This window comes from Bacillus sp. BB081 (assembly GCF_008368895.1).
GTDB lineage: Bacteria > Bacillota > Bacilli > Bacillales > Bacillaceae_G > Bacillus_A > Bacillus_A wiedmannii.
Genome location: NZ_QOZX01000005.1, coordinates 17,443 through 31,221, shown reverse-complemented (window position 1 = coordinate 31,221; position 13,779 = coordinate 17,443). Strand labels below are relative to the sequence as shown.

The window sequence follows — 13,779 nt, the reverse complement described above, 5'->3', positions numbered from 1 at the left end:
AGGTGAAATAAGCAATGAATACAATGAATAAAACAAAAACAGTCTCTCCATATTTTGCATTTATTTTACTGCATTCTCTTCAAATCGGAATAGGAATTCTCGGATATCAACGTGTAATTTTAAAAAATGCAGGTTATGATGCTTGGATTTCTCTTATTATTGCGGGGTTTGCAACTCATATTGTACTGTTTTGTATGCTAAAAATGCTTGAAAAAGACGGAGATTTAATTAGCATTCATACAACAAGCTTTGGAAAGTGGCTTGGATCCATATTTTCTGTAATTTTCACTCTTTATTGCTTATTATTTTGCCTTACTGTTCTTCGTACATATATGGAAGTAATACAAGTTTGGATTTTCCCTACCATTAAATTATGGAAACTTACCCTTATGTTTTTATTAGTGACTTACTACATTATAAAAGGCGGATTTCGCTCTGTGACAGGAATATGCTTTTGGGGAGTCATTCTTCCTATTTTCGTTGTATTCTTTTTAATTTATCCAATGAAATATGCACATTTCCGTAATATTTTACCCATCTTTACACATTCACCTTTTGACATACTTATATCGGCAAAACAATCTGCATTAGAATTTCTCGGTTTTGAAACAATCCTTATCTTCTATCCATTTATTGAAAAAGGAAAATCTTTAAAAAGATGGGCCCATGCAGGAATTGTTTTTAGTACCTTAATTTATGTAGTTTTAGCCATCGTGTCCTTTATGTATTATAGCGAGGGACAACTAAATCGTACTATATGGCCTACTTTAACGATGCTAAAAATAATTAAAGTCCCTTTCATTCAACGCTTTGAATACATTATTATTTTCGTTTGGTTTTTAATTATTTTGCCAAACCTTTGTTTAACCATTTGGTCATCTTGTCAAACGATGAAGCGTTCCTTTCATATTTCATTTAAATTTACATTACCATTTTTTATTTTCATCGTCTTTATAGCTTCTTTATTTTTCACAAACCGCGAAAGTATCAATGCATTAAATACGGTACTGTCTCAAGCTGGCTTATATATTGTATACGCTTATATCCCAATTTTATTTCTATTCCATTCACTACGATGGCATTTCAAAAATCGGTCGAAAAAATCTTCACCCGACACATCGTAATCTCTGATACAATTTGATTAATACATTTGTAAAGGGGACAAGCGTATGAAGAAATATGTATTTTCTTTACTTGCAGTACTGAGTTTAATTCTTGCTGGTTGCGGAAGCACTGGTACAAACGAAAAAAAATCATCTGAATCAAAAGAAGAGCATGACCACGCATCGCATACTCAACAAGCTGACATTCAAGAAAAAACAAAAGGAGTCGACACACTTCCTACCTTCCTAGACAAGCTTGATCCACAAATGAAAGATATATACACTGTCGCTGGGCAAAATGCAGAGCTATTAGATTGGATTCCATGTTACTGCGGTTGCGGTGAGAGTGTAGGACATAAAAATAATAAAAATTGCTTTATTCGTGAAATTAAAAAGAATGGTGAAGTTGTTTGGGATTCCCATGCAACGACTTGCGTCAATTGCCTAGAAATCGCAGTTGAATCTGCTTCGATGAAACAAAAAGGAAAATCAACGCTGGAAATTCGCAACTATATTGACAATAAGTATAAAGAAGGATATGGAAAACCAACACCTACGCCAATGCCAAAAGCTTAAAAACGAGGATACACCTCGTTTTTTCGTTTCATTCACTTTTTTTCTTAACAAATTCTTTCAAGTGTATTTCTCCTTACTTGTCACACACTATATATAACTCCTCAGTAAGGAGGGTACACAGTGCAAACATATAACGACTATGACAAAGCTCTCTATTACACATATAGCTGTAATTGGGATAAATTACTCGTTCTTATGGTTCAAACGAACGATCAACTATTTTCTAAGCGTATTGAACATTTTTTACACGCTTATCAATACAGTAAAGAAATGCCAGAAGTTGATAAACAATTGCAGCTCCTATTTCAATATATTGACCACGCATCCCAAAAGTCACATATAGAAGAAGTAGAGCAAATTCAAATGTAAAATATAGCGCTATTCTCTTCAGGAGAATGGCGCTTTTTTAAATATCGATATCAATAAAAGTTTTTCCTTATAAAACTTTTATTGATAAACATATTTTTTCTTTCTTTTCTGTGCCACTTCATACTATAATTTAGTATGTAACTATTATAAGAGAGGTATAAAATATGGGACGAGAAAAAAAGCAAGAATATGCTTTACTTACCGCATGGGGAGCTTCTTTTATCGCTACACTAGGAAGTCTTTATTTTTCCGAAATCATGAAATTTGAGCCTTGTGTACTTTGTTGGTATCAACGTATTATTATGTATCCATTCGTTTTATGGCTTGGTATCGCTGTAGCAAAGAAAGATTATCGCATCGCAAGTTATTCTTTACCAATTGCAAGTATTGGTGCTTGTATTTCTTTATATCACTATGCAATTCAAAAAGTCGCTGCATTTTCAGCAGCTGGGGCAGCTTGCGGCCGTGTACCTTGCACCGGAGAATTTATAAACTGGTTTGGTTTTATTACAATCCCGTTTTTAGCACTTATCGGCTTTATTACAATCGCTGTATGTAGTTTTATTGTAATAAAAAACAAATAAGGAGATGAATCCATGAAAAAAATGCTTATATTTGGTGGTATTATTATCGCCCTGTTTGCAGCAATTTTCGCTGTCACACAAATGGAAGAAAAAAATGCTACTAGCCAAAAAATTGATAATGCTACTGAAAGTAAGACAAATGGCCCTGACTACTATGCAAACAAAATCTCTCTTTCAGATCTTCAAAAGAATTTAAAAGAGAACAAAGAAGAAACAGTATACTTTTATCAAACATCTTGCGTTCATTGTCAAAAGCTATCTCCTGTCGTAGTACCAATGGCTAAAGACTTGAACGTTGATATGAAAGTTATGGATATTGAAAAACTAGATGCTCCTTGGGATGAATATAAAATTAAAGGAACTCCAACAATCATTCACTTTAAAGATGGCAAAGAAGTAAGCCGTATTAGTGGTGAACAACCGAAAGACAAATTAAAAGAATGGCTTGAGCAAACGAAGAAATAACGAGAAAAGGAAACTCCTTCTACACATGAAATGGGCATAAAGTCCCAAACTAATGTATAAGGAGGGGGTTTTATGCCAGAAGTGAAATGTTCTGTTTCCAATTGCTCATTTTGGGGACAAGGTAACTTTTGTCAAGCAAGTGCAATCATTGTTCAACCAGATGCACAAGAAACTGGTTCGGATACAAATGATTCATATACAAGCGCGGTTTTAACAAACGAGACGTTAGAAAGTTCTGTAACAACGAGTGTAGAGACTTGTTGTCATACATTTAAGCCAAAATATTAAACAAAAAAAGCATACGAGTACTCGTATGCTTTTTTACATTCCTCTCCAAAAATCATGCATGATAAAAAAGTACAAAATAACGAGAACAACTGTCCCACATAAGGTAATGCGCCGATATATACTCTTCTCTCCTTCTCTTGCTTTCACAAATGCCCAAATAAATCCGAAGAACAATATTAAATCAACATATGGAACATAAAAAGAAAAAACGAGAAACGCATACAAATACACGATAAATAAACAGGTCGTTACTAAGAAAATTTTAAAAGCAAATTCACTTTTCATAATGTAACCGTCCCCCTATCTGTACTGTATTATATTCAGCAAAATACAATAGTTGCAGTTAAACTCGAAGTAGAAATAAGCTACCGTCTATAATACGGTAGCCTATAACGGAACATTATATTTCCGTTTATATATATTACTTAAAACCGAAGAAGGAATTTGCTCATAACGAATTTTTTCTCCTGTTTCATCCACAATATACAAATTGTTTCCTATATAATATATTCCATCTTTTCGTTTTGAATACACTGGATATCTTTCGTTTGGCAATACCGTTTTCACTTTTGTTAACTGCCCATTTGGTTCTTGCCAATATATATCGGCACGGTCTACTAACGTAAGCATGCCAATTTGCTCTTCTTCTACTTTACGACCATTCCAGCTCACAACGCGGTAACCAAGCTTATTCGCTTCATATTCGGGGCTCGTATGAAAACGAGAAATGATCACTTTTGTTTGCAATTGGACTCGGTCATATAACCATTGTATATCCCTGTCATGCATGCGAATACAGCCATTCGATTCTCGGCTTCCAATCGTCCATTCCCGATTTGTTCCATGAATCGCGTACTCCTTTTTATCCAAACCTAACCAACGCGTACCGAGAGGATTATTCGGTGCACCCCCAGCTATTTTTTTTCGATGATATTCTTTATTTTTAAATTTAGTTATAATACAAAAACTACCTTCAGGCGTAGGTGTACGGTCTCTTCCAGTTGTTACGGGGAATGTCTTTGTATAATTTCCATTTTCAAAAAAAGATAATTGGTTTGTCGTAAGATTCACTAATATTAGATGATCTGTATCAGCAAAAGCACTAACCGGTAGGATGAAAAATAATAGTATGACGAAACATAATTTTTTCATCTATATCCCTCCCCTAGCGCTCAATATAATAAGTGGAATTAGCTTTACTTTGCTCTTATAAATGAAAACTATCCATTTACAATAACGCCCCCATTTACATGTATCATTTGTCCGGTAACATAGGATGAATCGCCAGACGCTAAGTATACGTATGCTGGCGCTAATTCATATGGTTGACCAGGTCTTTGCATCGGGACATTGCTTCCAAACTGAGAGACTTTCTTCTCATCAAAGCTTGACGGGATAAGTGGTGTCCAAATTGGTCCCGGCGCAACACCATTTACACGAATTCCTCTTTGCACTAACGACTGAGAAAGTGATCTTGTAAAAGCTACGATTGCTCCTTTCGTTGCCGAGTAATCAATTAACGTTTCATTTCCTTCATATGCAACGATAGACGCCGTGTTTATAATGACATCGCCTTGCTTTAAATGAGAAAGTGCTGCTTTCGTAACGTGAAAATAAGAAAAAATATTAATACGAAAAGTCTTTTCTAGCTGTTCTGCTGTAATATACTCTAATCCTTGCTGCGGATATTGCTGCGCGACATTATTTACTAAGACATTCAAACTACCTAGCTGCCGAACGGTCTCTTCGACAATATCTTTACAATGCTGTTCATTACTTAAATCACCCGGCAACAACACACACTTTACCCCTTCTTGTTCTACATGTTGTTTCGTCTCATTTGCATCTCCATCTTCATCTAAATAAGCAATCGCGATATTTGCTCCCTCTTTTGCAAAAGCGATGGAAACAGCTCTTCCAATCCCACTGTCTCCTCCTGTAATTAATATATTTTTTCCTTTTAACTTTTCACTTCCTTTATAATTTGGATCTTCAAACTGCGGAAGTGGATTCATTAATGATTCAATACCAGGCTGTTTATTTTGATGTTGCGCAGGCATTGTTACAAAGTTTTTTTGCTGTGGCATAGCTTCTTTCAACTCCTTTTCCTTATAATGCGCACAATAAAAACTGAAATTCGCACATCGGTTTACGATTAATATTCGAATTTAAGACACAAAATATGAATTGTTATAAACTTTTTATGCAAAACTATTGCAAAATAGTTAAAAAACGAATATTATATATAACTGTTGTGAAAATCATTCGTAAACAGAAAGGATGTTTATATGTTTAACCTTTCAAAACATAAAACTTCTATTAAAACTGAAATTATGGCAGGTATTATTACCTTCTTAACAATGGCATATATCATTGTCGTAAACCCTGTCATCCTTGGAGATGCAGGAGTTCCATTTGAACAAGCATTTACAGCAACAATTATCGCTGCTGTTGTCGGAACATTATTTATGGCGATCTTTACAAACTTACCAATCGCAATTGCACCAGGTATGGGATTAAATGCTTACTTCTCTTACTCTGTTGTAAAAGCTCATGAAGGCATGACTTTCGCAATTGCATTCTCTGCTGTATTCGTAGCAGGTATGATTTTAATTTTGTTATCATTCACATCTTTCCGTACAAAATTAATGGAAGCAATTCCTGAAAACTTAAAACATGCAATTACTGCTGGTATCGGTCTTTTCATCGCCTTTATCGGTTTACGTTTAACAGGTATCGTTACAAAAAATGAAGCAAACTTAGTTGGACTTGGTGATCTTCACTCTGCTCCAGTACTACTAGCATTAGCTGGACTTGGAATTACAATTGTCCTTATGTCTTTAAATGTAAATGGTGCACTATTTATTGGAATGCTATTAACTGGTATTATCGCTTACTTCACAGGACAATTAACATTCTCAAACGGCGTTACATCAATGCCTGGATTACCAGAAGGAATCATCGTTTCCAATCCAATGACTGCTGTATCTGATGTAATTAACTACGGATTATACGGCGTTGTATTTTCATTCTTCCTTGTTACATTATTCGATACAACAGGTACATTACTTGGCGTTGCTCAACAAGGTGGATTTATGAAAGACGGAAAGCTTCCAAAAGCTGGACGAGCTCTTCTATCTGACTCATTCTCAGCAACAATCGGTTCTATGTTCGGAACAACACCATCAACAGCTTACATTGAATCATCTGCTGGTGTTGCAGCTGGTGGTCGTACTGGTTTAACAACTGTTACAGTAGCTGTTTTATTCGCACTAGCAGCATTCTTCGGACCATTAGTAAGTGCTGTTTCTGGTGTATCAGCTATTACTGCACCATCATTAATTATCGTTGGTAGTCTTATGATGGGATCAGTTCGCCACATTGATTGGGATGCATTTGATGAAGCATTCCCAGCATTCTTAGTAATATTAAGCATGCCACTTACATCAAGTATCGCAACAGGTATCGCACTTGGATTTATTTCATACCCACTTATGAAAGTCGCAAAAGGTAAATTCCGTTCTGTTCACCCACTTGTGTATGTATTCGGAATCTTGTTCGCTTATCAATTAGTTTTCTTACCACATTAAAATCCCTCATAAAGAGGGATTTTTTCATAAATAAAAAAGTAGAGCATCGAATTCGATGCTCTACTTTCCTTTTGCAACAATCATACGAAAGTCTTCTCCACAGCCTAATACTTATTTTTGTAAAAACGACTGTAAATCTGCAAACTGTCTCTTTGCATCTTCATAGCCTTGCTCATATAGATTTTGTAGTTTTGCTGTATCTTTTTCCATACGATCTACTTGAAGCGGCACTTCCGGACGAATAACAAATAAATTCCCAGCTTGTTCTTCTTTTTCAATGTAGTGAAGTGTTTCATTATACACTTCATAACGATTCAACATCGTGTTAACAAGGTTCGGATATTTTTTATAAGCTTTCGATGCAATCCAGCCAAATTTTGATTTTTTCTTCGCATAACCATGGTTTCTCGTCAAGATAACGACTGATTTTTTAAACCCATCTTCCTGTGCTTTACGAACTGGAATCGGATCAGAAATCCCGCCATCTAACAATTGCTTACCTCGGTAATTTACTACTGGTGCAATGAAAGGTAATGAACTAGATGCTTGTAATAAATTTAGTGCATCATCATTCGTTCCTTCTTTTTCAAAATAAATAGACCTTCCTGTTTCACAATCCGTCGTCCCTACAAGGAAACGCTCTGGGCTATTAAAGTATGTTTCAAAATCAAACGGTACATGCTTTTCTGGAATCTCATGAAAAATGAAATCCATATCAAATAGCTGACGTTTTCTCCATAAGTTTTTATATGATAAATATTGTGGGTGTGATGCATAATCAATATTGACCGTTTTATTTCTATTTCTTTGTCTGGAAAGATACGACGCTGCATGACAAGCACCAGCTGATACACCGATTACATATGGAAAATATAAATCTTGTTCCATAAAGTATTCTAATATCCCGCCCGTATATACACCACGCATACCGCCGCCTTCTAATACTAACCCCGTATTTTCAAGCATGTTATTCTCTCCTCTTTATATATTGACTCTTTAATTATTCACCATGTTAAGTATCTTTTTCTATTATATATGAGTTCTTTTAGAAATTATATTCAAAAGTCTTGAAATGAAGGAGTTTTTTCTTCCAATTATATTTCCAAATGACCGGAGACATCCTTTATAAACCTTTGAATAAAATCTTGCTCTTCTTTCGTATATCCATCTAAAAGTAACAGCCACTTTTCTTCAGCTTGTTTATGCAATTTATCATGAGCTTTATATATTTCATTTCCGCTTTCTGTTAAGCGAAAGAAAATTTCTTTTTGATTATCTAACATTTGCATCTTCTCAACGAATTGCTTTTGAAACAACTTTGTACAAATTTTAGAGATTGCCCCCTTCGTCATCCCCATTTCTGTCGTAATAGCAGTTACATTCATCAGAGCATTTTTTCCGATACACTCGATCACATGTAGTTCAGATAAAGACATACCACTTATACCTGTTTCACGAAGAAACTTCTCATTTTGCCCTTTCAAATGTTCTTCTTTTTTATGCAAAAGTGTACGAATGTCCGAAAGTATTTCCACTTGTTTCATTGTACGTTCCAATCCGTTCGCCCCCTAGGTTTCCAAAGAAACAATTTAACTATATACCATTTTAAAATCATTTTTTCATATTTACAAGTGAGAAAATTATGTTAAAATAAATTTAGTTTCCAAGGAAACTAAAATACAAGGAGGTTAACATAATGAAAAAATCCAAACTACATTTCATTTTATACGTTGTCTGTATGAGTGCCTTACTCGGTTCCTTCGCTCAAAATATTTACACACCTATTTTGCCTATGATTCAAGCTTCTTTTCACACTTCTCTTTATCTAGTAAATTTAACAGTTTCACTATTCACATTCGTTCTTGCAATTATGCAGCTCATATATGGACCTTTAATTGATACAAAAGGGAGAAAATCTATCCTTATCCCTAGTTTAATCATTAGTACAATTGGTTCAATCGGATGTGCTTTTTCGGCGAACGTTTATTTATTTCTATTTTTTAGAACTGTTCAAGCTATAGGAATAGCGGCTATACCTGTAGTCGCAGCAACGATTATAGGCGATTTATTTGAAGGAAAAGAACGCGGAGAAGCAATGAGCCTTTATCAAATGTTACTTGCTCTCGCACCTGCGATTGGCCCTCTCATTGGTGGTTATCTCGGCAGTATAAATGGCCACGTATCCGTATTTCTGTTTTTATCTATACTTGGCATTCTCTTATTAATTATAAACATTTCACTACTTCCAGAAACAAAACCAACTGTAATTAAGCAACCGCAAGCAAAAAAGAAGTACTCGTTTATCTTAAAAAATAAAACTGGATTTTCTATTACTCTTATTGGCTTTATTCAATTTTGTATTTACTTTTGCTTCCTCGTTTTTTTACCGAGTATTTTAACAAATTTATTTCACTTAACTATAAGTAAAATTGGTCTTATATTTGTACCAATGTCCCTTTCCATCATGTTAGGATGTTATTGCTACAAGTTTTTGCAAAAAAGCCTCACGACAAAGCAAGCTTTATTCACTACTAGTTTCTTCAATATTATATGTGTCACTTTATTCTCTTTCACATATAGCATCAACATCCCATTCATCATTATCGGCACCTCTTTATACGGTTTTAGCATGGGACTTTCTATGCCAACTCACACTACTTTATTAACGGAAGAATTCGTACAAGAACGCGCAACAGCCATCGGTATGTACAACTTCATCCGCTATCTCGGTATGGGCACAGGGCCACTTGTAGGTGGATTTCTTGTATTTAATCAAAATTACTTTTGGATTTTCTTCCTAGGTGCAATTACATTTCTATTTATCATTTTATGCACAATGAAAATGATATGTTTTCAGGCTGTACAAAAAGCAAAATAGAGACCTATAGATGGTCTCTATTCTAAACTCTTTGATCTGCAACGATATGAATATCAATATACTTCGTTTCTCTCATAATTTCATTTACAATTGAACCTTTTCGTATTTCTTCCCAACGTGTTCTTGCCGATTGTCCGAGTAAAATTTGTGTTACTTGTAGTCTTTTCGCGACTTCAATAATAACATCCGCTGGCTTTCTTCCTTTTGCCTCTTCTAAAACAAAACTCGCATCAAATTGATTCGTTAGCAACTCCCACTCTTCAATCGTTTGCTTTTTCCCTGCTGAAAGGGACTCTATATTTTCTCTTTCAACATTTAATACATACAATTCAGCGTTTAACCGATCCGCCATGCGCCATCCCCGTCTTATTAATTTCTCCGCTGTTGAACTGTATTGTACGCAAACGAGAATTTTTTCTTTCACACCAATCGGTTCTATAACGGTTTGGCTAATTTTCTCGTCCATATCATCTGCCACTTCACGAAGCGACAATTCTCTTAGTGCCCCTAAATTATTAAGCGTAAAGAAATTTTGTAAGCTTTGCTCTATTTTTTCTTCTTTATATATCTTTCCGTCTATTAATCTCTTCCTTAATACTTCCGGCGTTGCATCAACGAGCTGAATTTCATTTGCCTTTTGTAAAATAAAATCTGGAATACGCTCTCTTACTTTTACATTCGTAATTTGAGCTACAATATCGTGAACACTTTCTAAATGTTGAATATTAAATGCTGATAATACTGATATACCAGCCTCTAGTAATTCCTGTACGTCCATATAACGTTTCTTATTTTTAGATCCAGGAATATTACTATGCGCGAGTTCATCCACAACAACTACTTGTGGTGCACGTTTTATAATTCCTTCTACATCGAGTTCATAAAATACTTTCCCTTTATAATCTATTTCTTTTAAAGGAACTTTTTCTAAATCAGCAATTGCTTCTTCTGTCTCTTTTCTTCCATGCGTTTCAATTAAACCAATTACAATATCCATACCGTCTTTTTTCATCTCTCTTGCATCAAAGAGCATTTTATAACTTTTCCCTACTCCTGGAGCTGCTCCTACATATAGCTTTAACTTCCCGCGGTTTTGCTGACGAATATATTCTAAATACTCTTCTGGTGTTCGCCTTTGAAACGTCGGTTTATAGTCATCCGCATACAACACATTCACAACCTTTCTTTCGAAACAACGCTACCTCAATCCGTTAGATTGAGGTAGCACTGTTACTATTTCATTAGTTTCTTTAATTCTAAATTTAACTTTAAGACGTTCACGCGGGTTTCTCCAAATAAGCCAAGTGCCGCACCTTCCGTTTGATTCTTAATCAACTGATTTAGCGTTTCTTTCGGAATATTCGTTAATTTAGAGATACGATCCACCTGCACAGAAGCTGCCTCTGGACTAATATCAGGATCTAGCCCTGAACCTGAATTCGTCACTAGATCGATCGGCACTTCTGTAACTGGAACAGTTGGGTTTTGTTTCTTCCACTCTTCAATACTTGTCTCTACTCGTTTCCCTAAATCTGGATTAGACGGTGCATAGTTATTTGAACCAGATGCTTCTGCCTTATATTCAATACTAGAAACACGCCCATGAAAATAACGTGGATCTGTGACGTTTTGACCGATTAATTTAGAACCAATCACTTCATTTTTATCATTATATATTAAACTTCCGTCCGCATTATCCTTCATTACCGCTTGTGCAATACCAGTAACAATAAGCGGGTATACAAGGCCGCACAACACTAAAAATGTAAAAGTAATGCGGACAATTGGTGATAGTATACTTTGTTTCTTCGCCATCTTTTTCCCCTCTTCCTTATATGAACAAGCCGACAATTATATCAATTACTTTAATTCCAATGAACGGTACAATAACCCCACCAAGTCCATAAATAAGTAGGTTTCGGCCAAGTAGTGCATTCGAACTCATCGGTTTATATGCGATACCTTTCATCGCCAATGGAATGAGTAATGGAATAATAACTGCATTAAATATTAATGCTGATAAGATTGCTGAAAGTGGTGATGTTAATTTCATAATGTTTAATGCTTCCATTTGCGGAATTGCAAGTGTAAACATTGCTGGAATGATTGCGAAATATTTCGCTATATCATTCGCAATACTAAACGTCGTTAACGCACCGCGTGTCATTAACAATTGCTTACCAATCCCTACTACCTCAATAATCTTCGTTGGATTCGAATCTAGGTCAATCATATTTGCTGCTTCTTTCGCAGCTGTCGTACCACTATTCATTGCTAATCCAACGTCCGCCTGCGCTAATGCCGGAGCATCATTTGTACCATCACCTGTCATCGCTACAAGTTTCCCTTTATCTTGCTCTGCTTTAATAACCGCAATTTTATCTTCTGGCTTACACTCAGCAACAAACTCATCTACTCCTGCTTCTTTTGCAATCGTTGCTGCTGTTAACGGGTTATCCCCTGTACACATAACCGTTTTAATCCCCATTTGGCGCAGCTGTTCAAAACGATCACGCATACCTGGCTTTACTGTATCCTTTAAATAAATTAAACCGTAAATACGATTATTCACTGCAACTACAAGTGGTGTTCCACCCTCTTTTGAAATGAAATCCGCTTTTTGATTTAAATCTTTTGGAATTATCCCACCTTGTGATTGAACCCATTCAATCACGCTACCTACAGCACCTTTTCTCACTTTCGTTCCGTCCTGTAAATCGACACCACTCATTCTCGTTTCTGCTTTAAACGGAACAAACTCACCTTGTTCTGCAATTTCTCGATTATATGATATAGATTTCATTTTTACATATTCTATAACTGATCGACCTTCTGGTGTTTCATCTAAGACTGAACTAATCGCAGCCCATTTCCCTACTTGCTCAATCGTCTCATTTCCTACAGGAAGCAATGTATGTGCCATTCGGTTCCCGAAAGTAATCGTACCTGTTTTATCTAAAATGATTGTATTAATATCACCCGCAGCTTCTACTGCTTTACCCGACATCGCTAACACATTGAACTTTGTCACGCGGTCCATCCCGGCAATACCAATTGCTGATAATAAACCACCAATTGTCGTTGGAATTAAACAAACTAACAACGCTACAAGTACAGCTGTATCAATTTGAAACCCTAAATAGTTTGTAAAAATCGGCAACGTCACAACAACGATTAAGAAAATAAGCGTTAAACTCGTTAATACTGTATTTAAAGCAATCTCATTCGGCGTTTTTTGACGAGCAGCTCCTTCTACTAACGAAATCATTTTATCAATAAATGATTCACCAGGATTACTCGTAATGACAATTGTAATCTCATCACTTACGACCATCGTCCCGCCTGTTACGGAACAAAAATCGCCGCCCGCTTCTTTTATTACAGGAGCTGATTCCCCTGTAATCGCAGATTCATCAACAGACGCTAATCCTTTAATTACTTCCCCATCACTCGGAATCATTTCTCCTTGTTTTACAATAACAACGTCATCTTTTCTCAGATCAGTTGCTGAAACTTGAACAATGTCTCCATTTTCTTTTACAACATTTGCAAACACATCTTTCTTCGACTGTTTTAAAGAATCGGCTTGCGCTTTCCCCCGTCCTTCCGCTAACGCTTCTGCAAAGTTAGCAAATAAAACTGTAAATAATAGAATGAGAGAAACTGTTATATTAAACCATCCTGGTACACTACTAGAATGACTTGGAAGAAACGATAAAATGAACGTAATGATAAATCCAATTTCTACAACGAACATAATCGGATTCTTTATCATGACTTTCGGATTCAATTTCGCAAAGGATTGTTTCATCGCATGTGTCACGATATCACGATCCATCGTTTTCGCTTGTCTAACTTCATCTTCTACAGCATGTATTTGTGACTGATTTACTTGTTTTTCTTTTACTACTACCGGTCTCATCATT

16 protein-coding genes are annotated in these 13,779 nt (G+C 35.6%); 8 read left to right on the top strand and 8 right to left on the bottom strand.

Translation table 11 applies throughout. The annotated features are described in order from the left end of the window. The first annotated feature begins 14 nt into the window (after nt 1-14). From DN394_RS03125 to DN394_RS03100, 6 genes are all read left to right on the top strand, one after another. Nucleotides 15-1,124: a GerAB/ArcD/ProY family transporter gene (locus tag DN394_RS03125; protein ID WP_097917912.1), complete on the top strand. Its 1,110-nt coding sequence runs from the start codon at nt 15-17 to the stop codon at nt 1,122-1,124. 45 nt (nt 1,125-1,169) lie between these two features. Next, complete coding sequence (locus DN394_RS03120; RefSeq protein WP_088294119.1) at nt 1,170-1,679, top strand: PCYCGC domain-containing protein; 510 nt, start codon at nt 1,170-1,172, stop codon at nt 1,677-1,679. 120 nt (nt 1,680-1,799) lie between these two features. After that, the gene (locus tag DN394_RS03115) at nt 1,800-2,048 is read left to right on the top strand and encodes a YhdB family protein (protein WP_001195461.1); all 249 of its coding nucleotides are present in this window, start codon (nt 1,800-1,802) and stop codon (nt 2,046-2,048) included. Between the two features lie 164 nt (nt 2,049-2,212). Further along, nucleotides 2,213-2,632, top strand: coding sequence for a disulfide formation protein C (locus DN394_RS03110; RefSeq protein ID WP_000532270.1), 420 nt, complete (start codon nt 2,213-2,215; stop codon nt 2,630-2,632). 12 nt (nt 2,633-2,644) lie between these two features. Next, nucleotides 2,645-3,097 (top strand): thioredoxin family protein, encoded by a 453-nt coding sequence (locus DN394_RS03105; protein WP_098706845.1) that lies wholly within the window; start codon nt 2,645-2,647, stop codon nt 3,095-3,097. A 72-nt stretch (nt 3,098-3,169) separates the two neighbouring features. Next, nucleotides 3,170-3,385 carry a DUF1540 domain-containing protein gene (locus tag DN394_RS03100; protein WP_001115398.1) on the top strand — a complete coding sequence of 72 codons (216 nt, stop codon included), beginning with the start codon at nt 3,170-3,172 and terminating at the stop codon, nt 3,383-3,385. Between the two features lie 33 nt (nt 3,386-3,418). Here the strand turns inward: DN394_RS03100 and DN394_RS03095 are convergent, their stop codons facing one another. The 3 genes from DN394_RS03095 to DN394_RS03085 form a co-directional block, all read right to left on the bottom strand. Then, on the bottom strand, nt 3,419-3,670 hold the full coding sequence (locus DN394_RS03095; protein WP_000834190.1) for a hypothetical protein: 252 nt from the start codon (nt 3,668-3,670) through the stop codon (nt 3,419-3,421). Between the two features lie 102 nt (nt 3,671-3,772). Next, nucleotides 3,773-4,537, bottom strand: coding sequence for a L,D-transpeptidase (locus tag DN394_RS03090; RefSeq protein ID WP_046960268.1), 765 nt, complete (start codon nt 4,535-4,537; stop codon nt 3,773-3,775). A 68-nt stretch (nt 4,538-4,605) separates the two neighbouring features. Beyond that, entirely contained in the window at nt 4,606-5,472 is an 867-nt protein-coding gene (locus tag DN394_RS03085; protein ID WP_088082147.1) for an SDR family oxidoreductase, read from the bottom strand. Between the two features lie 201 nt (nt 5,473-5,673). On the opposite strand from DN394_RS03085, the gene DN394_RS03080 reads away from it, so the two are divergent. Next, nucleotides 5,674-6,975 carry an NCS2 family permease gene (locus tag DN394_RS03080; RefSeq protein ID WP_149293594.1) on the top strand — a complete coding sequence of 434 codons (1,302 nt, stop codon included), beginning with the start codon at nt 5,674-5,676 and terminating at the stop codon, nt 6,973-6,975. 111 nt (nt 6,976-7,086) lie between these two features. On the opposite strand, the gene DN394_RS03075 is transcribed toward DN394_RS03080, so the two are convergent. Continuing rightward, nucleotides 7,087-7,941 (bottom strand): patatin-like phospholipase family protein, encoded by an 855-nt coding sequence (locus tag DN394_RS03075; protein WP_097917911.1) that lies wholly within the window; start codon nt 7,939-7,941, stop codon nt 7,087-7,089. Between the two features lie 128 nt (nt 7,942-8,069). Further along, nucleotides 8,070-8,519: a MarR family transcriptional regulator gene (locus DN394_RS03070; protein ID WP_002006951.1), complete on the bottom strand. Its 450-nt coding sequence runs from the start codon at nt 8,517-8,519 to the stop codon at nt 8,070-8,072. A gap of 152 nt (nt 8,520-8,671) precedes the next feature. On the opposite strand from DN394_RS03070, the gene DN394_RS03065 reads away from it, so the two are divergent. Next, nucleotides 8,672-9,853, top strand: coding sequence for an MFS transporter (locus DN394_RS03065; RefSeq protein WP_097994538.1), 1,182 nt, complete (start codon nt 8,672-8,674; stop codon nt 9,851-9,853). A 22-nt stretch (nt 9,854-9,875) separates the two neighbouring features. Here DN394_RS03065 and kdpDN read toward each other — a convergent pair whose 3' ends face one another. From kdpDN to kdpB, 3 genes are read right to left on the bottom strand one after another with little or no spacing between them, the layout of a single operon-like run. Beyond that, nucleotides 9,876-11,030: a KdpD-like non-kinase potassium sensor gene (gene kdpDN, locus DN394_RS03060; RefSeq protein WP_149293593.1), complete on the bottom strand. Its 1,155-nt coding sequence runs from the start codon at nt 11,028-11,030 to the stop codon at nt 9,876-9,878. A 56-nt stretch (nt 11,031-11,086) separates the two neighbouring features. After that, complete coding sequence (gene kdpC, locus DN394_RS03055) at nt 11,087-11,668, bottom strand: K(+)-transporting ATPase subunit C (RefSeq protein WP_098705560.1); 582 nt, start codon at nt 11,666-11,668, stop codon at nt 11,087-11,089. Between the two features lie 16 nt (nt 11,669-11,684). Continuing rightward, nucleotides 11,685-13,775: a potassium-transporting ATPase subunit KdpB gene (kdpB, locus tag DN394_RS03050; protein WP_141475228.1), complete on the bottom strand. Its 2,091-nt coding sequence runs from the start codon at nt 13,773-13,775 to the stop codon at nt 11,685-11,687. Between the last annotated feature and the right edge of the window lie 4 nt (nt 13,776-13,779).

Excerpts from the sequence above, each read along its gene's own strand:
- DN394_RS03125 (WP_097917912.1), top strand. The coding sequence starts at position 15 with ATGAATACAATGAATAAAACAAAAACAGTCTCTCCATATTTTGCATTT.
- DN394_RS03120 (WP_088294119.1), top strand. The coding sequence starts at position 1,170 with ATGAAGAAATATGTATTTTCTTTACTTGCAGTACTGAGTTTAATTCTT.
- DN394_RS03110 (WP_000532270.1), top strand. The coding sequence starts at position 2,213 with ATGGGACGAGAAAAAAAGCAAGAATATGCTTTACTTACCGCATGGGGA.
- DN394_RS03105 (WP_098706845.1), top strand. The coding sequence starts at position 2,645 with ATGAAAAAAATGCTTATATTTGGTGGTATTATTATCGCCCTGTTTGCA.
- DN394_RS03100 (WP_001115398.1), top strand. The coding sequence starts at position 3,170 with ATGCCAGAAGTGAAATGTTCTGTTTCCAATTGCTCATTTTGGGGACAA.
- DN394_RS03095 (WP_000834190.1), bottom strand. The coding sequence starts at position 3,670 with ATGAAAAGTGAATTTGCTTTTAAAATTTTCTTAGTAACGACCTGTTTA.
- DN394_RS03090 (WP_046960268.1), bottom strand. The coding sequence starts at position 4,537 with ATGAAAAAATTATGTTTCGTCATACTATTATTTTTCATCCTACCGGTT.
- DN394_RS03085 (WP_088082147.1), bottom strand. The coding sequence starts at position 5,472 with ATGCCACAGCAAAAAAACTTTGTAACAATGCCTGCGCAACATCAAAAT.
- DN394_RS03080 (WP_149293594.1), top strand. The coding sequence starts at position 5,674 with ATGTTTAACCTTTCAAAACATAAAACTTCTATTAAAACTGAAATTATG.
- DN394_RS03075 (WP_097917911.1), bottom strand. The coding sequence starts at position 7,941 with ATGCTTGAAAATACGGGGTTAGTATTAGAAGGCGGCGGTATGCGTGGT.
- DN394_RS03070 (WP_002006951.1), bottom strand. The coding sequence starts at position 8,519 with ATGAAACAAGTGGAAATACTTTCGGACATTCGTACACTTTTGCATAAA.
- DN394_RS03065 (WP_097994538.1), top strand. The coding sequence starts at position 8,672 with ATGAAAAAATCCAAACTACATTTCATTTTATACGTTGTCTGTATGAGT.
- kdpC (WP_098705560.1), bottom strand. The coding sequence starts at position 11,668 with ATGGCGAAGAAACAAAGTATACTATCACCAATTGTCCGCATTACTTTT.
- kdpB (WP_141475228.1), bottom strand. The coding sequence starts at position 13,775 with ATGAGACCGGTAGTAGTAAAAGAAAAACAAGTAAATCAGTCACAAATA.